This window comes from Dactylosporangium sucinum, from assembly GCF_014647515.1.
Classification (GTDB): Bacteria; Actinomycetota; Actinomycetes; order Mycobacteriales; family Micromonosporaceae; genus Dactylosporangium; species Dactylosporangium sucinum.
This window is the reverse complement of record NZ_BMPI01000018.1, coordinates 14926-38100: the sequence shown is the minus strand read 5'-3', so window position 1 is coordinate 38100 and position 23175 is coordinate 14926. Positions and strand designations below refer to the sequence as shown.

General features: G+C 73.1%; 20 protein-coding genes. 10 read left to right on the top strand and 10 right to left on the bottom strand.

Features of this window, described 5'->3' with window-relative positions; all coding sequences use genetic code 11:
- Positions 1-3 precede the first annotated feature (3 nt).
- Positions 4-1239 carry a polyamine ABC transporter substrate-binding protein gene (locus tag IEZ31_RS19755; protein WP_229835545.1) on the bottom strand — a complete coding sequence of 412 codons (1236 nt, stop codon included), beginning with the start codon at positions 1237-1239 and terminating at the stop codon, positions 4-6.
- 247 nt (positions 1240-1486) lie between these two features.
- Here IEZ31_RS19755 and IEZ31_RS19750 point away from each other — a divergent pair, with 247 nt between their 5' ends.
- Genes IEZ31_RS19750 through IEZ31_RS19735 form a run of 4 tightly spaced genes read left to right on the top strand, consistent with a single transcriptional unit; the run spans position 1487 to position 5316 of the window.
- Positions 1487-1987, top strand: a complete 501-nt coding sequence (locus IEZ31_RS19750; protein ID WP_190251379.1) for an Lrp/AsnC family transcriptional regulator — start codon at positions 1487-1489, stop codon at positions 1985-1987.
- On the top strand, positions 1984-3348 hold the full coding sequence (locus tag IEZ31_RS19745) for an aspartate aminotransferase family protein (RefSeq protein ID WP_190251494.1): 1365 nt from the start codon (positions 1984-1986) through the stop codon (positions 3346-3348). The genes IEZ31_RS19750 and IEZ31_RS19745 overlap by 4 nt, the downstream gene beginning before the upstream one ends.
- Positions 3333-3917 (top strand): pyridoxamine 5'-phosphate oxidase family protein, encoded by a 585-nt coding sequence (locus IEZ31_RS19740; protein ID WP_190251378.1) that lies wholly within the window; start codon positions 3333-3335, stop codon positions 3915-3917. The genes IEZ31_RS19745 and IEZ31_RS19740 overlap by 16 nt, the downstream gene beginning before the upstream one ends.
- Positions 3918-3969: 52 nt before the next feature.
- Positions 3970-5316 (top strand): NAD(P)/FAD-dependent oxidoreductase, encoded by a 1347-nt coding sequence (locus IEZ31_RS19735; protein ID WP_190251377.1) that lies wholly within the window; start codon positions 3970-3972, stop codon positions 5314-5316.
- On the opposite strand, the gene IEZ31_RS19730 is transcribed toward IEZ31_RS19735, so the two are convergent.
- Positions 5317-5766, bottom strand: a complete 450-nt coding sequence (locus IEZ31_RS19730) for a metallopeptidase family protein (protein ID WP_190251376.1) — start codon at positions 5764-5766, stop codon at positions 5317-5319. It lies immediately after the preceding gene.
- Positions 5767-5883: 117 nt separating this feature from the next.
- Here IEZ31_RS19730 and IEZ31_RS19725 point away from each other — a divergent pair, with 117 nt between their 5' ends.
- Positions 5884-6243, top strand: a complete 360-nt coding sequence (locus tag IEZ31_RS19725; protein WP_190251375.1) for a DUF3499 domain-containing protein — start codon at positions 5884-5886, stop codon at positions 6241-6243.
- Between the two features lie 51 nt (positions 6244-6294).
- On the opposite strand, the gene IEZ31_RS19720 is transcribed toward IEZ31_RS19725, so the two are convergent.
- Positions 6295-6552, bottom strand: a complete 258-nt coding sequence (locus IEZ31_RS19720) for a WhiB family transcriptional regulator (RefSeq protein WP_033364663.1) — start codon at positions 6550-6552, stop codon at positions 6295-6297.
- Between the two features lie 343 nt (positions 6553-6895).
- Between IEZ31_RS19720 and IEZ31_RS19715 the strand changes: the two genes are divergently transcribed.
- Positions 6896-7387 carry a S24/S26 family peptidase gene (locus tag IEZ31_RS19715; protein WP_190251374.1) on the top strand — a complete coding sequence of 164 codons (492 nt, stop codon included), beginning with the start codon at positions 6896-6898 and terminating at the stop codon, positions 7385-7387.
- Here the strand turns inward: IEZ31_RS19715 and IEZ31_RS19710 are convergent.
- Both IEZ31_RS19710 and IEZ31_RS19705 read right to left on the bottom strand, forming a co-directional pair.
- Positions 7384-9858 carry a bifunctional FO biosynthesis protein CofGH gene (locus IEZ31_RS19710; RefSeq protein WP_229835592.1) on the bottom strand — a complete coding sequence of 825 codons (2475 nt, stop codon included), beginning with the start codon at positions 9856-9858 and terminating at the stop codon, positions 7384-7386. The genes IEZ31_RS19715 and IEZ31_RS19710 overlap by 4 nt on opposite strands.
- Before the next feature lie 147 nt (positions 9859-10005).
- Positions 10006-11907, bottom strand: a complete 1902-nt coding sequence (locus tag IEZ31_RS19705; protein WP_190251373.1) for a hypothetical protein — start codon at positions 11905-11907, stop codon at positions 10006-10008.
- A gap of 135 nt (positions 11908-12042) precedes the next feature.
- Between IEZ31_RS19705 and cofD the strand changes: the two genes are divergently transcribed.
- The 3 genes from cofD to IEZ31_RS19690 are packed head-to-tail and all read left to right on the top strand — an operon-like array spanning position 12043 to position 14659.
- Entirely contained in the window at positions 12043-12999 is a 957-nt protein-coding gene (gene cofD / locus IEZ31_RS19700; protein WP_190251372.1) for a 2-phospho-L-lactate transferase, read from the top strand.
- Positions 12996-14117 carry a coenzyme F420-0:L-glutamate ligase gene (locus IEZ31_RS19695; RefSeq protein WP_229835542.1) on the top strand — a complete coding sequence of 374 codons (1122 nt, stop codon included), beginning with the start codon at positions 12996-12998 and terminating at the stop codon, positions 14115-14117. The genes cofD and IEZ31_RS19695 overlap by 4 nt, the downstream gene beginning before the upstream one ends.
- Complete coding sequence (locus IEZ31_RS19690) at positions 14114-14659, top strand: NUDIX hydrolase (protein WP_190251371.1); 546 nt, start codon at positions 14114-14116, stop codon at positions 14657-14659. Before IEZ31_RS19695 ends, IEZ31_RS19690 begins: the two co-directional genes overlap by 4 nt.
- A 429-nt stretch (positions 14660-15088) precedes the next feature.
- Here IEZ31_RS19690 and IEZ31_RS19685 read toward each other — a convergent pair whose 3' ends face one another.
- The 3 genes from IEZ31_RS19685 to IEZ31_RS19675 all read right to left on the bottom strand — a co-directional run bounded on the left by IEZ31_RS19685 (position 15089) and on the right by IEZ31_RS19675 (position 19746).
- Entirely contained in the window at positions 15089-16207 is a 1119-nt protein-coding gene (locus IEZ31_RS19685) for a mannose-1-phosphate guanylyltransferase (protein ID WP_190251370.1), read from the bottom strand.
- Between the two features lie 228 nt (positions 16208-16435).
- Complete coding sequence (locus tag IEZ31_RS19680) at positions 16436-17581, bottom strand: glycosyltransferase family 4 protein (protein ID WP_190251369.1); 1146 nt, start codon at positions 17579-17581, stop codon at positions 16436-16438.
- Between the two features lie 116 nt (positions 17582-17697).
- Positions 17698-19746 (bottom strand): N-acetylmuramoyl-L-alanine amidase, encoded by a 2049-nt coding sequence (locus IEZ31_RS19675; RefSeq protein ID WP_190251368.1) that lies wholly within the window; start codon positions 19744-19746, stop codon positions 17698-17700.
- Positions 19747-19779: 33 nt separating this feature from the next.
- Here IEZ31_RS19675 and IEZ31_RS19670 point away from each other — a divergent pair, with 33 nt between their 5' ends.
- A complete protein-coding gene (locus IEZ31_RS19670; RefSeq protein WP_190251367.1) occupies positions 19780-20520 on the top strand; it encodes a TIGR03089 family protein in 741 nt (246 codons plus the stop codon).
- A gap of 1 nt (position 20521) precedes the next feature.
- Here IEZ31_RS19670 and IEZ31_RS19665 read toward each other — a convergent pair whose 3' ends face one another.
- A complete protein-coding gene (locus IEZ31_RS19665) occupies positions 20522-22468 on the bottom strand; it encodes an acetoacetate--CoA ligase (RefSeq protein WP_190251366.1) in 1947 nt (648 codons plus the stop codon).
- Positions 22469-22644: 176 nt separating this feature from the next.
- A complete protein-coding gene (locus tag IEZ31_RS19660; protein ID WP_190251491.1) occupies positions 22645-23169 on the bottom strand; it encodes an acyl-CoA thioesterase in 525 nt (174 codons plus the stop codon).
- Positions 23170-23175 lie beyond the last annotated feature (6 nt).

Below are 23175 nucleotides of genomic sequence, written 5' to 3'. Positions count from 1 at the left end.
CTATCAGGCTCCCGAAACAGACTCGAACTTCTCGGCGTACTTCTTGTCCTCGGCCTCGGTGAGCGCCTTGAAGGAGTGGACCTTCTTGAGCGTCTCCGCGTCGGGGAAGATGAGCGGGTTGTCGGCCAGCTCGGGGTCGACCTGCTGCATGGCCTCCTGCGCGCCCTGCACCGGGCAGATGTAGTTGACCGACGCGGCGACCTGGGCGGCGACCTTCGGGTCGTAGTAGTAGTCGATGAGCTGCTCGACGTTGGCCTTGTGGGTCGCGGTGGCCGGGATCAGCATGTTGTCCGACCAGAGGATCAGGCCCTCCTCGGGCGCGACGAACTTGATGCTCTCGTCCTCGGCGGCCAACTGGATGACGTCGCCGGACCAGGCCACGCACGCGGCGAGGTCGCCCTTGGCGAGGTCCTCCTTGTAGTCGTTGCCGGTGAACTTGCGGATCTGGCCGGAGTCGACGGCCTTCTTGAGCTTCTCGATCGCCGCGTCGAAGTCGGCGTCGGTGACGGTGGCCGGGTCCTTGCCCATCGACAGCAGCAGGAGGCCGACGGTGTCGCGCATCTCGGTGAGCACCGCGACCTTGCCCTTGAGGTCGGGGCGGGTCAGCAGCTCGTCGAGGGTGCGGATCTCCTTGGTCACCTTGGCGTTGTAGGCCAGGCCGGTGAGGCCCGACTGCCAGGGCGCCGCGTGGTTCATGTCCTTGTCCCACGGCCGGTTGCGCAGCGAGGCGAGGACGTTCTTGGTGAAGTTCGGGGTCTTGCCCGGGTCGAACTGCTGGGTCCAGCCGAGGCCGACGACGCGCGAGGCCATCCAGTCGGTGAGGACCATGACGTCACGGTCGATCGACTGGCAGGCCTGCAGCTGGTTGCGGACCTTGCCGAAGAACTCGTTGTTGTCGTTGATGTCCTCGGTGTACGTGACGGCGATGCCGGTCTTCGCGGTGAAGCCGTCGATCGACGGGCGCTTCTTCTCGTCGTTCTCATCGACGTCGATGTAGAGCGGCCAGTTGGACCAGTTGAGCTTCTTCTCGGTCGCGGAGACGTCGGCCGCGCTGCACGCGGGGCTGCTGCTGGCGTCGGGCTTCTTCGCCGGTGCGGTGCCACAGGCCGCGAGTGCGCCGCCGGCCGCCATGAAGGCGCCACCGGCCAGGATGCCGCGCATCAGCGTGCGGCGCGAGAGTCCGGTGGCATTCAGGATCGCGGCCGCTTCTGGGGAGAGCGGGCGGGAGGGGTTTGGCACGGGGACTCCTATGGATCTCGATGCCGGCGCACACTTCTGGGGGGCGGTGAACCGACGACTGATCCTGACACGAGGTGCCATCGCTCACAAGGGATTCCGTTGTCACGATCGAGCCGCACAACGAAAAGCGCTGAGTGATCAAGGAGGGGTTACGGCTGTCACCTCGCCGAAACAGGCCCGGCCAGTCTGGCACGGAAAACCGGCCCTCAGCACCCTAACGATTCCGCAGATCTGTCGTTGACCAGCCATGGAATTAGTTGCCAACCCCCGGGTCTTGGGCAAGAATCCACATGTGACCGACCCCGTCCTCGACGACGTCAACAAGCGCATCATCGAGCAGCTGCAGCGTGACGGCCGGATGTCCTACGCCGCGCTGGCCAAGGTCGTCGGCCTCTCCGAGGCCGCGGTGCGCCAGCGCGTGCAGCGGCTGCTCGACACCGGTGTCATGCAGATCGTGGCGGTCACCGATCCCCTGACGCTGGGCTTCGCGCGGCAGGTGATGGTCGGGATCAAGGTCGAGGGTGATCTGCGGCCGGTCGCGAAGTCCCTGGCCGCGGTGCCCGAGATCGACTACGTGGTGATTTGCGCCGGGGGCTACGACCTGCTCGCCGAGATGGTGTGCACTGACGACGAGCACCTCCTCGACCTTCTCAACGACACGATCCGGAGCATCCCTGGCGTGACCGCCACGGAGACCTTCGTCTATCTCAAGCTCGCCAAGCAGACCTATGCGTGGGGGACCCGATGAACGACCAGCAGCTCGACGACGCTGCTCGCGACCACCTCTGGATGCACTTCACCCGCCTGTCGGCCTACCGGGACGCGCCGGTGCCGGTCATCGTGCGGGGCGACGGGCCCTACATCTACGACAGCAACGGCAAGCGGTACCTCGACGGGCTGGCCGGCCTGTTCGTGGTGCAGACCGGCCACGGCCGGCACGAGCTCGCCGACGCCGCGGCCAAGCAGGCCTCCGAGCTCGCCTACTTCCCGCTCTGGTCGTACGCGCACCCGAAGGCGATCGAGCTGGCCGACCGGCTGGCCGACCTCACCCCGGGCGACCTCAACCGGGTCTTCTTCACCACCGGCGGTTCGGAGGCGGTGGAGAGCGCGTGGAAGCTCGCCCGCTCGTACTTCAAGCGCACCGGCAAGCCGCTGAAGACCAAGGTGCTGTCCCGCTCGATCGCCTACCACGGCACGTCGATGGGCGCCCTGTCGATCACCGGCATCCCGGTGCTGAAGCAGGACTTCGAGCCGCTCGTCCCCGGCGCGTTCCGGGTGCCGAACACCAACTACTACCGGCGCCCCGACGAGTCGATGACGCCGGAGCAGTTCGGCGTCTGGGCCGCCGACCGGATCGCCGAGGCCATCGAGTTCGAGGGCCCGGACACGGTCGCCGCCGTCTACCTGGAGCCGGTGCAGAACGCGGGCGGCTGCTTCCCGCCCCCGCCCGGGTACTTCCAGCGGGTCCGGGAGATCTGCGACCGGTACGACGTGCTGCTCGTCTCCGACGAGGTGATCTGCGCGTTCGGCCGGTTGGGTGAGTACTTCGGGGCGAAGCGGTACGGGTACCAGCCGGACATCATCACCGTCGCGAAGGGACTCACGTCGGGCTACGTGCCGCTCGGCGCGATGCTCGCGTCGGAGAAGCTCGCCGAGCCGTTCCTCGGCGGCACGAACTGGTTCGCGCACGGCATCACCTACGGCGGCCACCCGGTCGGCTCGGCGGTGGCGCTGGCCAACCTCGACATCTTCGAGCGTGAGGGCCTCAACGAGCACGTGCGCAGGAACTCGTCGCTGTTCCGGTCGTACCTCGAGCGCCTCTACGACCTGCCGATCGTCGGCGACGTCCGGGGCGACGGCTACTTCTTCGGCATCGAGCTGGTGAAGGACAAGGCGACCAAGGAGACGTTCAACGACGTCGAGTCCGAGGCGCTGCTGCGCGGCTTCCTGTCGAAGGCGCTGTTCGACGCCGGCCTGTACTGCCGGGCCGACGACCGGGGCGACCCGGTGATCCAGCTGGCCCCGCCGCTGATCTGCGACGAGACCCAGTTCGCCGAGATCGAGCAGATCCTGCGCGCGGTGCTGACCGAGGCATGGACGCGCCTGTAAGCCGCACGCGCATCCGCCGGCTGCCCGAGCTGGCGGTCACCGACCCCGCGGTGCTGCGGGAGGTGCTCGACGCCGGCGTCGCCGGGCACGTGGCGTTCGTCCACGATGGACAGCCGTACGCGGTCCCGGTCGCCTACGGCCGCTCCGGCGACGCCGTGCTGTTCCACGGCTCCACCGGCAGCCGGCTCTTCCGGACGCTGGCGCTCGGGGTGCCGTGCTGCTTCACGGTGACGCACCTCGACGGCCTGGTGCTGGCGCGCAGCGCGTTCGAGACGTCGATGCACTACCGGTCGGCGATGGTGCTCGGCCGCTGCGCGGTGGTCCCCGACAAGCTGCCGGCGCTGCGGGCGATCAGCGAACGCATCGTGCCGGGGCGGTGGGACGTGGTTCGCCCGCCGTCCACGAAGGAGCTGGCGGCCACGCTGGTGCTGTCGCTGCCGCTCGACGAGTGGTCGGTGAAGGTCAGCGCCGGCCCGCCCGACTCGTCGCCGGAGGATTCCGGTTGGGACCCGCCGACCGGGGTAGTGCCGTTCGAGCTGGTGCGCGGTGCACTCACGGAGTCGTCGTGAGCGGTCCGGAGCGTAGCGGGTACTCAGCCGGCCGGAGCGAAGCGGAGGACGCATGAGCTTTTGGATGTCGGTCCTTCCGGAGGCGGGGCCGCGGGCGGCGCTGGCCGGGTCGGCCGAGGCCGACGTGGCGATCGTCGGCGCCGGTTACACCGGACTGTGGACCGCCTACTACCTGGCCCGCGCGGACCCGTCGCTGCGGGTCGTGGTGCTGGAGGCGGAGACCGCCGGGTTCGGCGCCAGCGGCCGCAACGGCGGCTGGTGCTCGGCGCTGTTCCCGAAGTCCGTCGCGGCGCTGGCCCGCGCCTACGGGCGGGACGCCGCGCTCGCCCTCAACGCCGCGATGGAGTCCACTGTGGACGAGGTCGGGCGGGTCGCCGCCGAGGAGGGCATCGACTGCGACTACGCCAAGGGCGGCACGGTCGTGCTGGCGCGCAATGCGGTACAGCTGGAACGCGCGCGGCACGAGGCGGAGGAGGCCGCCGGGTTCGGGATCCACCTCGACCTGCTGTCGGCGGCCGAGGCGACCGAGCGGGTCGGCGCGACCGGCGTGCTGGGCGGCACCTACACGCCGCACTGCGCGGCGATCCAGCCGGCGAAGCTGGTGCGCGGGCTGGCGGCCGCCGCCGAGCGCCGCGGGGTGCGCATCCACGAGCGGACGCCGGCCACGGCCGTCGCCGCCGGCCGGGTCGAGACGCCCTTCGGCACGGTCCGGGCACCGATCGTGGTGCGGGCGACGGAGGGGTTCACGCCCCGGCTGCCGGGGCTGCGCCGGACGATCGCGCCGGTGTACTCGCTCATGGTCGCCACCGAGCCGCTCCCGGAGACGTTCTGGGCGACGGCCGGCCTGGCCGCCCGCGAGACGTTCTCCGACCACCGGCACCTCATCATCTACGGCCAGCGGACGGCCGACGACCGGCTGGCGTTCGGCGGCCGGGGCGCGCCGTACCACTTCGGCTCGGCGGTCGAGCCCTCCTTCGACCGGGAGCCGCGGGTCTTCGCCGAGCTGCACCGGGTGCTGCTCGACCTGTTCCCGGCGCTCGGGGACGCCCGGATCGCGCACGCCTGGGGCGGGCCGCTCGGCATCGCCCGCGACTGGATGGCCTCCGTCGGCCTCGACCCGGCGACGGGGCTGGCCTGGGCGGGCGGGTACGTCGGCGACGGGGTCGGCACCTCGAACCTGGCCGGCCGGACCCTCGCGGACCTGGTCCGCGGGGTGTCGTCGGAGCTGACGGCGCTGCCGTGGGTCGGGCACCGTTCGCCCCGCTGGGAGCCGGAGCCGCTGCGCTGGCTGGGCGTGAACGCGAGCCTGCGGATGATGACGAGCGCCGACGCGGCCGAGGCCCGCTCGGGCCGCCCGTCGCGGCGGGCCGCGCTGATGGCCCGCCTCCTGGGGGCCTGATCAGCCCTCCAGGTCCTCCGGTGACATGCCGAGCAGGTTGGCGACCTGCTCGATGATCACGTCGTGGACCAGGTCGGCCAGGTCGTCGTGGTCGGCGGCGCGGAACTCCAGGGGCCGGCGGTACAGCACGATGCGCGGCGGCACGCCGTGGCGCCCGGGCCGGCCGGGCAGCAGCCGGGCCAGCGGCACCTCACCGTCCTCCAGCACGTCGGAGTCGTAGACGTTGAGCTCCGGCGGCACGTCCTCGACGGCGAACTCGACCCCGGCGAGCTCCTGGGCATACCGCTGCTCCAGCTGCTCGACCGAGTCGAGGACCAGGTCGTCGAACATCTCCGCCCGGGTGCGCGACATCGGCAGGGACGCGGGCACGAGCCGGCCGCGCAGCCCCCGGCCATGCCGGTCGCGGCCGCGCCGCCCCGGTCCGCTGCGTCGTCGGTCTGGGCTCGCCACATAGCCAGCGTACTGCCCGCGGCCCCATCGCCCGAGCGGGCGTGTCGCCCGGGTCACTGCGGCGTGTCGCGAGGCTACGGGGTTGGGCGGAGCCCCGCGGAGCGATACCGTTCGGCCGTGAGGACCCCACGTCGATGCTCGCGCAACGGTTGCCCCCGACAGCCCGTTGCGACGTTGACGTACGTTTATGCCGAATCGACCGCGGTCGTCGGCCCGCTGGCCGCGTTCGCCGAGCCCCACTCGTACGACCTGTGCGAGTCCCATGCCCGCGGCCTCACCGCGCCACGCGGCTGGGACCTGGTCCGCCACGAGGGCGAGTACGGTCCGCCCCCGCCCACCAACGACGACCTCGTCGCGCTCGCCGAGGCGGTCCGCGAGGCGGCCCGGCCGGCCCCGCGCCGGGACCGGGAGGACGCCGACCAGCAGCCTCCGCTCGGCCGGCGTGGGCACCTTCGGGTGATTCCGCCCGATGCGTAACGGAAAAGGGCGCCGGCAGCGCCGGCGCCCTTTTCTTGCATTCACGATCTGCTAGGCAGCGCGTCGTTTGAGCTTCCGGCGCTCCCGCTCGGAGAGCCCGCCCCAAATCCCGAAGCGCTCGTCGTGCCCCAGCGCGTACTCCAGGCAGTCGGCCCGCACCTCGCAGCGCGAGCAGATGCGCTTGGCCTCGCGCGTGGACCCACCCTTCTCCGGAAAGAATGCCTCCGGGTCGGTCTGCGAGCACAGAGCGCGTTCTTGCCACTCCGGAGCGTTACCCAGCAGGTCGGCCACGACTGGTCGGCCGTCCATCAGCGTGCCTCCTTCTTGCGCACCGGCGACAATGCCGGCGCAACCCCCCACGCGGAAGGCGCATGTCCTACAAGGTTGCTGTACCTCGGCGCGGTGTTCCTTATGTCCGCTTGGTGGCTAACTGGAGCCCACCCTGCGAACATCCCCCGTGAAATTACACGCGTGTAATGCGTGCGTCGTCAAGCCGAACCTGCTAAATAGGCCCGCTTGGGCGATCGCCTGCACCCCGTGCCGTACCCATACCGACGCAGCCCCGCCGGAGGTAACGGGCGACACGCCGGACGCGCCGAAACCGGTCCAGAAGTTTGCTCAACCCGGGCCCGCGGCGGCCGAACGGGCGGCCGTGATCCACCGGCTGCTGCTGGGTGTGGCCCTGTCCACCGTCCTCTTCTCCGTGGGCGTCGCCGGTCTCGGCTGGCGGCCCTACGTGGTGACGTCGGAGGCGATGGCGCCCGGCATGCACGCGGGCGACCTGGTGTTCGTCGATCCCCGGGCGCAGACGGTCGCCAACTACGAGGTCGTCGTCTACACCGACTCGCGGGGCCCGGTGACGCACCGGGTGGTGGGCCAGGCCGCCGACGGCCGGCTGACGCTCAAGGCCGACGCCGGCGCGCAGCCCGACCCGGCCGCGGTCGAGCGCGCCGAGCTCGTCGGGCCGGTGCGGCTGGTGCTGCCGAACGTCGGCTGGCCGGTCGTGCAGGTGCGCACCCACCCGCTGCGGATCGCGGGTGGTGCGCTCCTGCTCGCGCTGCTGATCCCCGGGCGGCGGCTGCTGATGCTGCTCCTGCTGGGCGGGATCGTCGCGGCGATCGCGATGGTGCCGACGACGCTTTAGGCCTCCACCTTGTCGTAGACGGTCGTGCGGCGGCGGACCGGGCGGCCGGCCGCGGTGCCGATCGCCTCCAGCTCGGCGGTGGTGCGGGCCGAGCCGTGCTCGGAGCCGGCCATCCGGGAGATGGTCTCCTCCATGAGCGTGCCGCCGAGGTCGTTGGCGCCGCCCTGGAGCATCGCCACGGTGCCCTCGTCGCCCAGTTTCACCCAGGAGCACTGGATGTTGTCGATCCGGCCGTGCAGCAGGATGCGGGCCATCGCGTGCACGGCCCGGTTGTCCCGCCACGTCGGGCCCGGCCGCGCGATGCCGGCGAGGTAGATGGGCGCGCTGTGGTGCACGAACGGGAGCGCCACGAACTCGGTGAAGCCGCCGGTGCGGTCCTGGATGCCGGCGAGCACCCGGAAGTGGCCGAGCCAGTGGCCGGGGTGGTCGACGTGGCCGTACATCATCGTCGAGCTCGACCGGATGCCCAGCTCGTGCGCCGTGGTCACCACCTCGACCCAGGCCGACGTGGGCAGCTTGCCCTTGGTGAGCACCCAGCGGACCTCGTCGTCGAGGATCTCGGCGGCGGTGCCGGGGATCGTGTCGAGCCCGGCCTCCTTGAGCTGCGCCAGCCAGTCGCGGATCGGCACGCCGGCCTTCGACGCGGCGGTCACCACCTCCATCGGGCTGAACGCGTGCACGTGCATGCCGGGGACCCGGGCCTTCACCGCGCGGACCAGGTCGGCGTAGGCGGTGACGGGCAGCTTCGGGTCGATGCCGCCCTGCATGCAGACCTCGGTCGCGCCGGCCTGCCAGGCCTCCTCGGCGCGGTCGGCCACCTGCTCGTAGGACAGGCGGTAGGCGTCGGCATCGCGCTCCCGCTGGGCGAACGCGCAGAACCGGCAGCCGACGTAGCAGACGTTGGAGAAGTTGATGTTCCGGTTGACGACGTAGGTGATGTCGTCGCCGACCGCCTGGCGGCGCAGGTCGTCGGCGATCCGGGTCAGCGCCTCCAGGCCGGGACCGTCCACATTGAACAGCGCGAGCGCCTCCTGCTCGTGCTGCCGCTCCAGGAGGCTGCCGGGGTCCTCCTCGGCCCGCTTCAGTCCACTGTGGACGTCGCGGTCGAGGCGCTCCCCCTTCGTCGTCGAGACGCGTTTCGCGACCTCCTGCCAGTCGCCGTACACCGTGTCGAAGTCGCCGCGGCGGTCCTCCGCGCGGCCCTCGGTGTCGATCGCCGTGTGCAGGTCGGTGCGGCCGCTGTCGGCGTAGCCGCCGTCGGGCTCCTGCCACGGCAGGCCCTGCGGCATCCGCTCCTCGTCCGCCAGGCCCGTCTCCGGGTCCATGAGGGCGGCCACGTGGCCGGCCAGCCGGGCGTCGATCCACGGGACGCCACGCCGGGCGTACTCCGGGTAGATCGTGAGCCGCTCCTTCAGCGTGAAGCCGGCCTCGGCGCTGCGCCGGGCGAGCTCGTCGATGGCCGGCCACGGACGCTCCGGGTTGACGTGGTCGGGCGTGACCGGCGAGACGCCGCCCCAGTCGTCGATGCCGGCGCGGAGGAGGAGGTTGTACTCCTGGTCGATGAGGTTCGGCGGCGCCTGGATCCGCGCCTTCGGGCCGAGCACCAGCCGGGCGACCGCGATCGTCGCCGCCAGGTCCTGGAGCTCCGCGTCGGGCATCCCGCGCATCGCCGTGTCCGGCTTGGCGCGGAAGTTCTGGACGATGACCTCCTGGACGTGGCCGTACTCCCGCATCGTCCGGCGGATCGCGAACAGCGACTCCGCCCGTTCGTCGAGCGTCTCGCCGATGCCGATGAGGATGCCGGTCGTGAACGGCACGCCGACCCGGCCGGCGTCGTCCAGCACCCGCAGGCGGACGGCGGGCTCCTTGTCCGGCGAGCCGTAGTGCGGGCCGCCGGGCTCGGACCACAGGCGGGTCGCGGTCGTCTCCAGCATCATGCCCATGCTCGGCGCGACCGGCTTGAGCCGCTGCAGCTCGGCCCAGGACAGCACGCCCGGGTTGAGGTGGGGCAGCAGGCCGGTCTCCTCCAGCACCGCCACCGCGCAGGCCCGCAGGTAGTCGAGGGTGGAGTCGTAGCCACGCTCGTCGAGCCAGCGCTTGGCCTGGGGCCAGCGCTCCTCGGGGCGGTCGCCGAGGGTGAAGAGGGCTTCCTTGCAGCCCTGCTTGGCGCCCTCGCGGGCGATCTCCAGGACCTCGTCGATCTCCAGGTACTCGCTCGGCAGCCGGTGCGGCACCGTCGCGAACGTGCAGTAGTGGCAGCGGTCCCGGCACAGGCGGGTGAGCGGGATGAAGACCTTCCTGGAGTAGGTCACCACACCCGGGCGTCCCGCGTCGGCCAGGCCCGCGTCGCGCACCTGGCCGGCGATCGCCAGCAGGTCGTCGAGCGCCTGGCCGCGGGCGGTGAGCAGGACGGCCGCCTCGGTCACGTCGAGCGGGCGACCGTCGGCCGCTCGGCGCAGGGCCCGCCGCATCGCGTTGCCCTCGGTACTACTGGCTGGAGACGTCACGCCTTGCAGCGTATGCCGCCGCCGGACGGATCAACGCGCACCTCGGATGTGACTTACTCCCTGTTGCCGCCGGGCGGGCTCCCCCACCCGGCGGCAAACCGGCCGGCCGTCTCAGTCGCGCGGCGGGATGACCTGGGTGCGCTGGGTGTCGTCGCCGTCCTCGGCCGGCCTCGGTGCGGCCTGGGCCGGGGCCTCGAACTTGGCGGTGGCGTCGGGGTCGGCCGCGGGCTGGGCCTGCTGCGGGTTGAACGCCGCGGTCGCGTCGGGATCGGCCGCGGGCTGCGCCGCCTGCGGGCTGAACGCCGCGGTCGCGTCGGGATCGGCCGCGGGCTGCGCCGCCTGCGGGCTGAACGCCGCGGTCGCGTCGGGGCCGGCCTCGGGCTGCGGGTTGAACGCCGCGGTGGCATCGGGATCGGCCGCGGGCTGCGCCGCCTGCGGGCTGAACGCCGCGGTCGCGTCGGGGCCGGCCGCGGGCTGCGGGTTGAACGCCGCGGTGGCATCGGGATCGGCCGCGGGCTGCGCCGCCTGCGGGCTGAACGCCGCGGTCGCGTCGGGGCCGGCCGCGGGCTGCGGGTTGAACGCCGCAGCGGCATCGGGACCGGCCTCGGTCGCTGCGACAGCGGCGGTCGGCTCGCCGGCCTTGGGCCCGGTCTCCGGGAAGGCGCCCGTCTTGCCGAACGGCGAGGCGGCCTCGCCCTCGGCGGCCTCCGCCGGCGCCGGGTGCGTGGAGGTGCCGCCCGGCCAGCCGGCGGCGGCGAAGCCGTGCGGCGGGGTCGACGGGGCGGTGTCGGCCGGCGACGCGGACACCGGCTCGTCGGCGCTCGTCGCGGGCGCCGTGTACGACGCGAACGGCGAGCTCAGCGGGGGCGCCGAGCTTGGCTCGGCCCCGGCCTGCGGCGCGGGGGCCGGCGGGGCGCCGAAGCTCGGCGCGGTGGCCGCCGGCGCCGTATACGCCGGGGCGCCCGTCGACGTGGGCTGCGCGGGCGCCGGGACGCCCGAGATCGGCGCGCTGAAGGCCGGCGCGCCGGTCGACGTCGGCTGGGCCTGCTGCGCCGGGTAGGCGGTCGCGGGGTTGGCCCAGCCACCGGTCGCCGTCTGCTGCTGCGGGTAACCCGCCTGGCCCGGCTGCGGCTGGTACGCCTGCGGGACGACGGTCGTCTGCGCGGCCGCGTAGCCGGGCTGCTGGAAGGCGCCGGTCTGCTGGCCGTAGGGGTAGCCGGGCTGGCCGTACGGATATGCGTACTGGACCGGCTTCGCGGGCGCGTAGGCGCCCAGGTAGATCCGGATGACCAGGAACAGCGCGAGGCCGAGCAGGCCCATCATCCCCAGCCGGCCCAGGAAGCTGGCCAGCACGAAGCCGAACGACACGCCGTCGGTCTGCAGGTCGCCGATGAGGCTGGCCAGGATCAGCACGACGCCGAACAGGGCCGACACCGCATACTCGATCAGGGCACCCAGCACGACGACGCGCGCCCGCGAGACGGCCGGCTCGATGTGCGTGGCGAGCAGCACCGCGATGATCGGCAGGGCCACGGTCTCCAGCGACACGAAGGTGCCGAACGAGCCGCCCGCGTTGAGCAGGAAGTCCTGCGTGAACGAGGTCAGCAGCCGGATGAGCCCGACCAGCAGGAACAGCGCGCCGACGCCGAGCAGCACCAGGGCGGCGAGCTCACGGTAGGGCGCGGTGAACTGGCGGGCCGGCTTCGGCTCGCCAGCCGCGGTCATCGTCGGCTGAGGCTGGACCTGCGGCTGGCCGGGCTGCGCCTGGCCGTAGGCCGGCTGGGCCGACGTCGGCTGCTGGCCCGGCTGGGCGTGGCCGTATGCCTGCTGGGCCTGCGCCGGCTGGACGTGCGCGTAGGCCGGCTGGGCCTGCGCCGGCTGGGCCTGGGCGTAGGCCGGCTGGGCTTGGGCGGGCTGGGCCGGCTGGGCCTGGGGCTGCGCCGCATACGGCGTGGCGCCCGGCTGGGGCGCGAACCCCCCGGTCGACGTCGGGTCGGGTGGCTGGGTGCTCACTGGCTCTCCCGAAATGACACGCATGGAACGCAACAGGTCGCCAGCAGCCTAGTCCCTGCGACCGAATCTCGCGTGCGCAGGAACACCCGGGCGACCCAGGGGAAAGTGTCGTACAGGTGGGGCAGGATTGACGGCATGCGGATCGTGGTTCTGGCCGGCGGCATCGGCGGCGCACGTTTTCTTCTCGGTGTCCGGGCGGTGGCCCGGGAGCTTGGCGCCGAGGTCACGGCGGTCGTCAACGTCGGCGACGACGTCACGCTGCACGGCCTGCGCATCTGCCCCGACCTCGACAGCGTGATGTATACGCTGGGCGGCGGCGCCGATCCCGAGCGTGGCTGGGGCCGCGCCGGCGAGTCCTGGACGGTCAAGGAGGAGCTGGCGGCCTACGGCGCCGAGCCCACCTGGTTCGGCCTCGGCGACAAGGACATCGCGACCCACCTGGTCCGCACCCGCATGCTCGACGCCGGCTATCCGCTGTCCGCCGTCACCGAGGCGCTGAACGCACGCTGGCAGCCGGGCATCCGCGTCCTGCCCGCGAGCGACGACCGCGTCGAGACCCACGCCGTGGCCGAGCTCGACGGCGCGACCCGCGCGATCCACTTCCAGGAGTGGTGGATCCGCTACCGTGCGGAGCTGCCGACCCAGCGCTTCGTGTTCGTGGGCGCCGAGACCGCCAAGCCGGCGGCGGGCGTGCTCGACGCGCTGGCGGCCGCGGACGTGGTGCTGCTGGCGCCGAGCAACCCGGTCGTCAGCATCGCCCCGGTCCTTGCCGTCCCCGCCCTCCGCGAGGCGGTGGCCACCGGCCGGGCCCCGGTGGTCGGCCTCTCCCCCATCATCGGCACGGCCCCGGTGCGCGGCATGGCCGACAAATGCCTGGCCGTCATGGGCGTGGAGTGCACCGCGGCCGGCGTCGGCGCCCTGCTCGGCGCCCGCTCGGCGGGCGGCGTCCTCGACGGCTGGCTGGTCGACTCGACCGACGCGGGCGCGGCCGTCCCCGGCGTCGAGGTGCGCGCCGTCCCGCTCTGGATGACCGACGAGGCCACCACCGCCGCCATGGTGCGCGAGGCCCTGACCCTGGCCGGTGTGGCGTGAGCCCCGCCGCCGCGGACGGCGCGGCCGCGACGCCCGAGCCGGTGACCGCTTCCGGTGGGCTCGAGGTGCTGCCCGTCACCGGGATCGGGGACGTGCGGCCCGGCGACGACCTGGCCGGGCTGATCCGGGCGGCGGCGCCCTGGATCGTGTCGGGGGACGTCCTCCTGGTCACCAGCAAGGTGGTCAGCAAGGCCGAGGGCCAGCTGGTCGAGATCCCGCTCGACGAGCCGGCGCGGGAGGCGGCCCGCGAGGCGGTGCTGCGGGCCGAGACCTCGCGGGTGGTCGCGCGGCGCGGGGCGACGCGGATCGTGCAGACGCACCACGGGTTCGTGCTGGCGGCCGCGGGCATCGACGCGTCCAACGTCGACCCGGCGCGGCTGGTCCTGCTGCCCAAGGATCCGGACGCGTCGGCGCGGTGGTTGCGGGACGAGTTCCGGGAGCGGTTCGGGGTCGACGTGGCGGTCGTGGTCACCGACACGATGGGCCGACCGTGGCGGCTGGGCCTCACCGACGTGGCGATCGGCGCGGCCGGCATCGACGCGCTGACGGACTACCGGGGCCGCCTCGATGCGTATGGCAACGAGCTGCAGCTCACCCAGATGGCCGTCGTCGACGAGCTGGCGGCCGCGGCCGACCTGGTGAAGGGCAAGGTCACGCAGGTGCCGGTGGCGGTGGTCCGGGGGCTGCCGATCCGCGCCCAGGGGCACGGGGCGGGCGCCGCCGAGCTGATCCGCGGGGCGGACGCCGACCTGTTCTCGCTCGGCACCGCCGAGGCGGTCGCGCGCGGGCTGCGGCAGGCGGCCGAGGTCGGCGACGCGCCGGCGTTCCACCCGGGGCCGGTGCACCTGCCCGAGCTGCCGTTCCCGCAGACACGGAGCGTGATCGTTCCGGACCACACGGCGGTGGCGGTCGTCGCCTGGGCGCCGGCCGGCGACCTCGCCGGCGCCGTCCGGGCCGGCATGGAGGTGCAGCGACTGCGGGCCGTTCTGGCTGCTGAGGGCCTTGCGACCGTCTGGCTCGACGCGCCGGGCGATCCGCGGCTGGCGGGCGACGTCCCCGAAGGCGGCGTGCCACTCGGCGTGCTCGCCATCGGGCGCGGTAGCCTGCCGTCACTATGACCCTGCACGATGACGCACTCGCGGTGCTGACGAGCTGGGCGGCGCCGACGGCCGAGGCCGAGTCCACCCGGCAGCGATTCCTGGGATTCGTCCGCTCCGACGCCACCACGGTATGGCGCGAGCACCCCGGCGGCCACGTCACGGCGAGCACGCTGGTCGTCGACGCCGCAGCCGAGCGGGTCCTGCTCTGCCTGCACGGCCGCATCAGGAGCTGGGTGCAGCTCGGGGGCCACTGCGAGCCCGGCGACCGCTCCGTGGCCGACGCCGCCCTGCGCGAGGCGACCGAGGAGTCGGGCATCGCCGGCCTGCGCCTCAGCGAGGCCCCGATCGGACTGGACGTCCACCACGTCCAGTGCTCGGGTGGCTCGTCGCTGCACTACGACGTCCGGTATGCAGCGATCGCCCCACCTGGCGCCGTCGAGAAGGTGAGCGCCGAGTCGAGCGCGCTGGGCTGGTTCACGCCGGACGCCCTGCCGACGCCGCTGGCCGAAGCGACCGAGCCGCTGGTCGCACCCGCGCTGGCCTGGGCCAAGCGCACCTGACCGCCGGCCGCTCGCGCCCGGCGCCGCCGCACCGACCTTTGCGCGCCGGCCTGGGTCAAACGCACCCGACCGCCGGCCGCTCACGCCCGCGGCCGCCCGCACCGGCCTTGCGCGCGCCGTCCCACGCCCGATCCGGAGCGCACCTCACCGCTTGGCGCGCGCCTGGATCGAGCGCACCCCGGCCGCTGAGCGCGCCCGCCCGAGCAAACCCCCGCCGCTGAACGCGCCCGCCCGAGCGGACCCCGCCCGCTGAGCGCGTCGCACGAGCGCACCTCTCCGCGCCGCGGGCGCTCTGTGCCGGGGTCGGCCCGCGTACCCTTCGCAAAGACGTTGGTCGATCTACCCTCGGCTCTTGTGATCAACTTGAGGGTAGATCGACCAACGTCTGTGAAACGGGTCCAGCCGGGCGCGCGTCCGGGCGCCGAGCGGCTACAGCAGCTCGATCGAACCGCGTGCCTTCAGGGAGTCTACGAGCTTCTTCACGTCCTGGGCCTTGTTGCGCGGGCAGACCAGCAGGGCGTCCGGGGTGTCGACGATGATCAGGTCGTTGACGCCGATGGCGGCGACCAGGCGGCCCGAGTGCGGGACGACCACGACGCGCTCCGCGTCCTGCATCAGGACCGTCGGCTTGCCCGGAGAAGGGTTGTCGAGGTTGCCGAGGCCCAGGTCGACGACCACGTTGCCCGCGGTGTCGGTCTCCAGCAGCTCGCCCAGCGTGTGGAAGTCTCCCACGTCGTTCCAGCCGAAGTTGCCGGGCACGGTGCCGACGAGGCCGGCGCGGCCGGCGCCCTCCATGACGCCGAAGTCGACCGAGATCTTGGTCAGGCCCGGCCACAGCTCGGCCAGGACCTCCTCGTGCTCCCGAGTGTGCCAGGCCTCGGCGATGCGCATCAGGCCCTCGTGCAGGGACGGCTGCTGGCGGGCGAGCTCGTCGAGGAAGACGTCGACGCGCCAGACGAACATGCCGGCGTTCCAGAGGTACTCGCCCGAGTCGACGTAGCGCCGCGCGACGTCCAGGGCCGGCTTCTCCGCGAACTCGGCGACCTTGCACACGTCGACGGTGCCGGTGGGCTCGCCCACGTGCAGGTAGCCGTACCCGGTCTCGGGGTGCGTCGGGGTGATGCCGATCGTCATCAGCAGGCCGTCCTCGGCGCCCTGGATCGCGCGCCGCAGCGTCTCGGTGAACGCCGGGACGTCACGGACGAGCTGGTCTGCCGCGAACGCACCCATGACGGCGCGCGGGTCGCGGCGCGAGATGACCGCCGCGGCCAGGCCGATCGCCGCGCAGGAGTCGCGCGGGGTGGGCTCGACGAGGATGTTGCGCTCGGGAAGGCCGGGCAGCTGGCGGGCCACCGCCGCCGCATGGGCCACCCCCGTCACCACGAACGTGGTCGCCGGCGTCGCCAGGCCCTCCAGTCGACCGTACGTCGCCTGGAGCAGCGACAACGGGGTGCCCGTCAGGGCGTGGAGGAACTTGGGATGACCGGCTCGCGACAGCGGCCAGAGCCGCGTGCCACTGCCGCCTGCAGGAATCACCGCGTAGAACACTGGCCCATCATGCCCAGCGGAGGGCACCTTCCAACAACTCGGCGGTGTCGTGTCCATTACGAAAATCGCCCGGAGCGGTTTCAGAGGGTGACGCTGGGTGTGCGCAAGGCGAGAACCCCCGGAAGGCAGACCACCCTGAGGCCTGTTTCATCACTGGGGCCTGTTTCATCACTGGGGCCGGTTTCATCACTGGGGCCGGGCTGCGGCGGGCCCAGATATGAAACAGGCCTAGAAGCGCGGGCCGGCCGCTCGGGACCAGGCGGCGAGGTGGACCTCGGCGCTGGACTCCCAGGTGAACTCCTTGGCCCGCGCGGCACCCGCCTTGGCCAGCGCCGTGCGGCGCTCGGTGTCGTCCAGCAGGGCCGCCAGGTCGCGGGCGATCTCGTCCGGGCTCGGGCCGGTGTAGGCGACCGCGTCGCCGCCGACCTCCGGCAGGGAGAGCCGGGGGGTGGTGAGCACCGGCGCCCCGCAGGCCATCGCCTCCAGGATCGGCAGCCCGAAGCCCTCGCCGAACGACGGGTAGGCGGCCACCGTGGCCCCACCGAGGAAGCCGGGGAGGTCGGCGTACCGGAGATACCCCGGACGCAGCAGCCGCAGGTGCGAGGGGACCTCGCTGATCGCGCCGTCGATCTCGTCGTCGTGGCCCTGGCCGCCGGCGACCACCAGGGCCGGCGGGTCGGTGCGGTCGCGGACGGCGGAGATCCAGCCGCGGATCAGGCTGGGGACGTTCTTGCGGGGCTCCTTGGCGCCGAGGAAGGCGATGTAGGAGGTCGAGCCCAGGCCGAGCCGCGCCCGGACGCGGGCCTTCTCGTCGTCGCTCGGCGCGTGGAAGGCCTCGGAGTCGACGCCGTGGTAGGCGACGTCGATGCGGGTCGGGTCGGCGTCGAGCAGCCGGATGAGCTCGTCGCGGGTCGCCTTGCTGGGCACGATCACCCGGCTGGCGCGGCGCAGCGAGGTCTTGATCGCCGAGCGGAAGAACGTGCGCCGGGACTTGTCGTAGTGCTCCGGCTCGGTGAAGAACGTGGCGTCGTGGACGGTCACGGTGACCGGGCAGCCGGCCCGCAGCGGGCACGTGTAGAACGGCGAGTGGAGCACCTGCGCGCCGACCTGCTGGGCCAGCATGGGCAGGCCGGTCTGCTCCCAGGCGAGGCGGGCCGGGCGGTGGGCCGCGGCGGCGGGCGCGGACATGATCCGCGCGTTGGGCAGCAGCCGCCCGTAGCGCTCCTGGTCGGTCCGCTGGCACACGACGGTCAGGTCGGAGTCCAGCTTGCCCAGGGCGCCGAGCAGCCCGTCAACGTAACGCCCCACCCCGCCTCGGTCGGCTGGGACACTCGTGGCGTCGACGAGCACGCGTGGCGGACGGCCGGGGGTCACTTGGCGACTCCTTCTGGACTCGACGACTCGATGTGACGTTCCGGCCCAAAGCCTACGCCCGATCCCCCGGTGATCGATGTCCACGACGCGACTGCGAGCCGAGTTCCACCCAGGATTCAGCCGAGCGGCATCGGAACGTCGCCGGGCGATCCCACGTCGTAGCTGCCCACGCCGCGGATCTCGAACCGTCCGTCGTGGAAGACCGCCAGATCGGCGCGGCCGTCGCCGTCGTACTGGCCGGGGATCGGCGTGTCGCCCGGATCACCCAGCCGGACGGGCGCCCTGCCCTCCACCGAGAACTGCTGGGTCGTGGGCGACCAGGTGGCCGGGTCCAGCGTGCCGTTGCCGTCGTAGTCGGCGGGCACGGCCACGGCGCCGGGCTCGGCGTCGAGGCGGAACTCGCGCAGCGCGTAGATCGCCCAGGTCTTGGTCGCCGGGCGCCAGATCGCCGGCTCGGCCCGTCCGTCGCCGGTGTAGTCGCCGGGGACGGGCTGGTCCCCGGGCGCGCCGAGCTGGATCTCGCCGACGCCCTTGATGTACCAGTGCCCGGTCGGCGGCCGGAACACCGTGAGCTCGGCCTTGCCGTCGCCGTCGTAGTCGGCCGGTGCCGGAACGTCACCCGGCAGGCCCCACTGCACCACCTCCCGCCCCTGGCCGCTGAGCTGCATCGTCCAGTTGCCGGTGGTCGGCGACCAGGTGGCCACGTCGACCTTGCCGTCGCCGTTGTAGTCGGCCGGCACCGCGATCTCGTTCGGCCCGGTGGTGAAGATGGGCTCGGGGATGCCCTGCAGCCGCACGGTGCCGTCGGCCGGCCGGTAGGCGGCCATGAGCGTGCGCACGGTGTCCGGCTTGACCAGGTCGCCGAGCAGCTCGGTGGCCCGGTTGCGGATCTGCGGCAGCACCTCCATGCCCTTGTCGCCGGGGCACTCGGTGGGGTTGGTCTGCCGGTGCGGGAACACCCGCGGGACGGTGACCGTGGTGCCGACCGGGTAGCGCGAGGTCGATCCGCCCCCGGTGAGCGCGACGGTACCGCGTGGGTCGATGGCCTGGCTGAGTGAAAGTTTCCAGGCGACGTACTGCGACGTGGCCTCGACGACCGCCGCCGGCACCCTGGTGGCGCTGTAGTTGCCGATCATCGCGATGCCCGCGGTACCCGTGTTGAATCCGCCCGCCTGGGCGCCGACGACCGGCCGGGCCAGCCCGCCGGTGCGCCCCTCCCAGAGCCGGCCGAAACGGTCGACCAGCACGTTGTAGCCGATGTCGCCCCAGCCGCGGCTCACCGTCTGGAACTGGTAGATCGAGCGCAGGATCTTCGGTACGTCGGACTCGCTGTAGGCGTTGGACGTCGCGGTGTGATGGACGGCGACGGCCTTGACGTAGGGGGCGTACTGCGGCCGCCAGTCCATCTGCTGCTCGTTGGCGCCCCAGGCGGACCGCCGGTTGATCGGCGGCATGAACGGCCGCAGCCCGACCGGTGCGGCCTCGGTGGACGGCGGCGGGGGCGGCACCGCGTCGCCGGGGACGTCGGTGGGGTCGATGAGGTCGGCGGCGACGTCGTGCGGCGCCGCGCCGCCGACCGAGGTCACCGACACCTGCACGCCGTCGCTCGGCCCGACCCAGAGCAGGTCGGCGCCGCCGCGCCGGGTCTCGCCGCCGTCCGGGGCCGGCGGCTCGACGGCGTCGCGGTCGTTCTCGCCCGCGGCGACCGTCTGCCAGCCGCTCCACGCGCCGCCCGGCACGTGGTGGCGCACGGCGACGCTGACCTCGCCGACGCCCGCCGGCTCGCGCCAGGTGATCCCGACGGCGCTGAACCGGCCGGTGGTCGCGCGGGTCGTGGTGAGCGTGCGGGTCTGGCGGGTGCGGCGGTACCCCTCGGCGAGCGGGACGTCACTCAGCGTCCCGCCCTGGGCGGTGACCCCGGCCGCTGGACGATGGAAGTCGCCGAGCGCGATGCGCGTGACCCGGGGCGTCACCCCGGCCCCGCCGGGTGCCCGCGCGGCCGGGTTGGCCCAGGCGAGCGGTTCGGCGAGGTCGGGCGGGGCGACCGGCCGTGACGGCGGGTCGGCCGTCGCGCCGCCCGCGCCCGCACCGAAGAGCGTCAGGGTGCAGGCGACGACGGCGACCAGCTTGTGGCGCCGGTATCGTCGCGTTGCCCGGAGTTGCATGCCGAGATGCTATGGAAGGGATTTTCCGGACATATGGGGAATACAGTTCCTTCACTCTTTGCGGCGATTGTCGGCCGTGACCCGTCACTTCCGCTGGTGACCTTCTACGACGACGCGAGCGGCGAGCGGGCCGAGCTGTCCGGGGCGACGCTCGCCAACTGGGTGGCGAAGACGGCCAACCTGCTCGTGGACGGCTGCGGCCTCGGCCCGGGCGACCAGGCCACCGTCTGGCTGCCGCCGCACTGGCAGAGCGCCGCGGTGCTGCTGGGCGCCTGGTCGGCCGGGCTCACCGTGGCCTACGGCGAGCCGACCGCCGCCGGCGCGGCCGTCGAGTTCGCGTCGCTGAGCGTGGTCGAGGCCGGGGTGCCGGCCGGGCCGCCGGACCGCTTCGTGCTCGGGCTCGCGCCGATGGGCATGCCGCTGCGCGAGGTGCCCGCGGGCTGGACCGACTTCGTGGCCGACATGCGCCGGCACGGCGACCACTTCCCGGGCGCCCCGGTCGGCGACGACACGGTCGCGCTCGTCGACCCCGACGGCACGCCGTTCACCCACGCCGCGCTCCTCGAGCGGGCCGCGGCCCGGGCCGCCGAGCTCGGCATCGACGGCGGCCGGGTGCTCATCGACGCCGACGTGTACCCCTGGCCGGTCGACTGGCTGCTCGCCCCGCTCGCCGCCGGCGCCAGCCTGGTCCTGAGCACCCACACCGACCTGGCCAAGCTGCCCGGCCGCGCCGAGTCGGAGCAGGCCGCCCAGATCGTCGGCCCGACGGTCTAGCTCAGCGGGACGCGCGGATCGACTCGAAGTACCGCAGCGACTCCGGGTTGGCCAGGGCGCCCTTCGCGGCGGCCTGGTCGACCGGGGTGCCGGTGAGGATGCGCTTGACGGGCACTTCGAGCTTCTTGCCGGACAGCGTGCGCGGCACCGCCTCGACCTGGAAGACCTGGTCGGGCACGTGCCGCGGGGACAGCGCGGTGCGCAGCTCGCGGGCGATCGCGCCGCGCAGGGCGTCGTCGAGCGTCACGCCCGGCCGCAGCACCACGAACAGCAGCAGCTCGCCGGCGCCGCCCTGCGGGTCCTCCAGGTGCACGACCACCGAGTCGGCCACGTCGTCGAGGCCCTCGACCACGGAGTAGAACTCGCTGGTGCCGAGCCGCACGCCGCCCCGGTTGAGGGTGGCGTCGGACCGGCCGGTGATCACGCAGGCGCCCGACTCGTCGATGGTGATCCAGTCGCCGTGCCGCCAGACGCCCGGGTACGTCGAGAAGTAGGCGTCGGCGTAGCGGGAGCCGTCGGCGTCGCCCCAGAACCCGACCGGCATGCTCGGCATCGGGGCGGTGATGACCAGCTCGCCCAGCTCCCCCACGACCGGCGTGCCGTCGGCGGCGAACGCCTCGACGCGCGCGCCGAGCGCCCGGCAGGCGATCTCGCCGGCCCGGACCGGCAGCAGCGGGACACCGCCCACGAAGGCGGTGCACACGTCGGTACCGCCGGAGGCCGACGCCAGCAGGACCCGGTCCGACACCGCCTCGTAGACCCACTCGAAGCCCTCCGGCGGCAGCGGCGCGCCGGTCGAGCCGACCCCGCGCAGCGCGGACAGGTCGGCGATCTCCTTCGGCACGACGCCCGCCTTCCGGCAGGACAGCAGGAACGGCGCGGACGTCCCGAAGTACGACATCCCCGTCTCCTCGGCGACCCGCCACAGCCAGCCGAGGTCCGGGTGCGCCGGGTTGCCGTCGACGAGCACGATCGCGGCGCCCACGGCGGGGCCGGAGACGAGGTAGTTCCACATCATCCAGCCGGTCGTGGTGAACCAGAAGAACCGGTCGCCGGGGCCGAGGTCGTGGTGCAGGGCGAGCATCTTGAGGTGCTCCAGCAGGATGCCGCCGTGCCCGTGCACGATCGGCTTCGGCAGCCCCGTGGTGCCGGAGGAGTAGAGGACGTACAGCGGGTGCCCGAACGGCACCGGCTCGAACGCCAGCGGCTCGTCGGTCCCGGCGGTGAGCTCGGCCCAGCCGGTGCCCTCCTCGTGGAGGTACGGGATGGTGACCAGGGCCTCGACGGAGGGCAGCGCCTCGACGATCGCGGCGACCTCGGCCCGGCGGTCGACGGGCTTGTCCCCGTACCGGTACCCGTCCACGGCCACCAGCACCTTCGGCTCGATCTGCCGCCAGCGGTCGACCACCGAGCGGGTGCCGAACTCCGGCGCGCAGCTGGAGAAGATCGCGCCCAGGCTGGCGGTGGCGAGCATGAGGACGAACGTCTCGGGGATGTTCGGCGCGTAGGCGGCCACCCGGTCGCCCGGCCCGACCCCGAGCCGGCGCAGCCCGGCCCGCGCCCGGCGGACCTGCTCGCGCAGCTCGGCGGCGGTCAGCGTGACCGGGCCACGGGTCTGCGAGCGGGCGAGCACGACCGGCTCGTCGTCGGCGATGCCGGGCATGCGCAGGACGTTCTCGGCGTAGTTGAGCCGCGCGCCGGGGAACCAGTCGGCGCCGGGCATCCGCGCGTCGGCCAGCGCGGCGGCCGGCGGCTTCTGCGCGACGACCCCGAAGTGGTCCCAGACCGCCTGCCAGAACTCGCCCGGCGCGTCGACCGACCAGCGCCACAGCGCCTGGTAGTCACCGCCGAAGTCCAGGCCACGCTCCGCCTCCAGCCAGCGCAGGAACGCTCCGATGCGGGAGCGGTCGAGCACGTCTGCGGGGGGTCGCCACAGCTCCTTCGCCATGAACACATCTTCCTGCACCCCCGAACGATCGCTCAGTGTGGGTCACCCCTACCCCGCGCCCTGTTGCAATGTGGGCCGGCCGGGTGTCCGACGCGGCAATCGACGCAAGGGCGCCGCGATCGGCGCGACCGTCGCCGGAACAGCGCGACGGTCGCACCTCCGTTCCCCAGGTATCGCTAGCTGCGCTGCGTTCGATGGGCCTGGATCGCTTCCCGGCGGGCGAGACGGTGCTCGCGTCGGATTTCCGCCTCTCGCCACCGGCCCTCGTTCTCGGGCGAGTCTGGGACGACCGCCGGCACGCGGCGCGGCTTGCCCTCGGCGTCGACGGCGACGAACACGAGGTACGCCGTCGCGACCACCACCGGCGCGCCCTCGGACACCTCGTCCCAGCGCTCGGCCACCAGCCGCACGCCGACCTCCATCGAGGTGTGGCCGGTCCAGTTGACCTGTGCGAACGCGTGCACGAGATCGCCGACGCGCAACGGCTCCAGGAAGACGATCTCGTCGATCGAGGCGGTCACGGCCGTCCCGCCGCTGTGCCGCGCGGCGGCCGCGCCCGCAACGTCGTCGACGAACTTCATGATGACGCCGCCGTGCACGGTCCCGTACAGATTGACGTCGACTGCCGTCATGATCCGACTCAACGTGACGCGCGAGTAACCCGTGGGACGGCTGAGCGATCGGCCGGTGTGCTCGGTCATGGCAAA

Coding starts and splice junctions, on each gene's coding strand:
- IEZ31_RS19675 (WP_190251368.1), bottom strand. CDS start 19,746: ATGCAACTCCGGGCAACGCGACGATACCGGCGCCACAAGCTGGTCGCC.
- IEZ31_RS19670 (WP_190251367.1), top strand. CDS start 19,780: ATGGGGAATACAGTTCCTTCACTCTTTGCGGCGATTGTCGGCCGTGAC.
- IEZ31_RS19665 (WP_190251366.1), bottom strand. CDS start 22,468: ATGGCGAAGGAGCTGTGGCGACCCCCCGCAGACGTGCTCGACCGCTCC.
- cofD (WP_190251372.1), top strand. CDS start 12,043: ATGCGGATCGTGGTTCTGGCCGGCGGCATCGGCGGCGCACGTTTTCTT.
- IEZ31_RS19720 (WP_033364663.1), bottom strand. CDS start 6,552: ATGGACGGCCGACCAGTCGTGGCCGACCTGCTGGGTAACGCTCCGGAG.
- IEZ31_RS19710 (WP_229835592.1), bottom strand. CDS start 9,858: ATGCGGCGGGCCCTGCGCCGAGCGGCCGACGGTCGCCCGCTCGACGTG.
- IEZ31_RS19735 (WP_190251377.1), top strand. CDS start 3,970: ATGAGCTTTTGGATGTCGGTCCTTCCGGAGGCGGGGCCGCGGGCGGCG.
- IEZ31_RS19690 (WP_190251371.1), top strand. CDS start 14,114: ATGACCCTGCACGATGACGCACTCGCGGTGCTGACGAGCTGGGCGGCG.
- IEZ31_RS19740 (WP_190251378.1), top strand. CDS start 3,333: ATGGACGCGCCTGTAAGCCGCACGCGCATCCGCCGGCTGCCCGAGCTG.
- IEZ31_RS19660 (WP_190251491.1), bottom strand. CDS start 23,169: ATGACCGAGCACACCGGCCGATCGCTCAGCCGTCCCACGGGTTACTCG.
- IEZ31_RS19745 (WP_190251494.1), top strand. CDS start 1,984: ATGAACGACCAGCAGCTCGACGACGCTGCTCGCGACCACCTCTGGATG.
- IEZ31_RS19750 (WP_190251379.1), top strand. CDS start 1,487: ATGGAATTAGTTGCCAACCCCCGGGTCTTGGGCAAGAATCCACATGTG.